The sequence below is a fragment of the Lacihabitans soyangensis genome (genome assembly GCF_024343775.1).
Lineage (GTDB): Bacteria > Bacteroidota > Bacteroidia > Cytophagales > Spirosomataceae > Leadbetterella > Leadbetterella soyangensis.
The window spans coordinates 1-362 of sequence record NZ_RJUF01000171.1 but is presented as its reverse complement, the minus strand read 5'-3'; the positions used below and the strand labels follow the sequence as shown (position 1 = coordinate 362).

Annotated in this window: 1 pseudogene; it reads right to left on the bottom strand. The window is 43.4% G+C overall.

The window, feature by feature from the left end:
* Positions 1–268, bottom strand: a pseudogene (locus EGI31_RS15290) (hypothetical protein); the annotation flags it as partial.
* Positions 269–362: the final 94 nt, after the last annotated feature.

Below are 362 nucleotides of genomic sequence, written 5' to 3'. Positions count from 1 at the left end.
CCTCTGACCACGTCACTGTGCCTGCACAATTACTGGCTGTTAGGGTCAATGTACTTGGGGAACATACTACCAAGGTATTCGGAGGGGTGATGGTCGGAGGTAAAATCTGATTAATTGTAACCACCGTAGTAGCCGAGGCCGAACATCCATTAGCATTGCTAACAGTGAGTGTATAAGTACCATTAGCAGCAATAGAGACATTACTGATACTAGGATCCTGAATAGAAGAACTAAACGAATTTGGTCCACTCCATGCATAACTACTCATACCTGCAACTGAATTGAATGATAAAGTCGTACCAACACATTTCGGTGAGTCAGAGCTCGGATTTGGTACCGGCAAAGAATTGATTGTAACAACT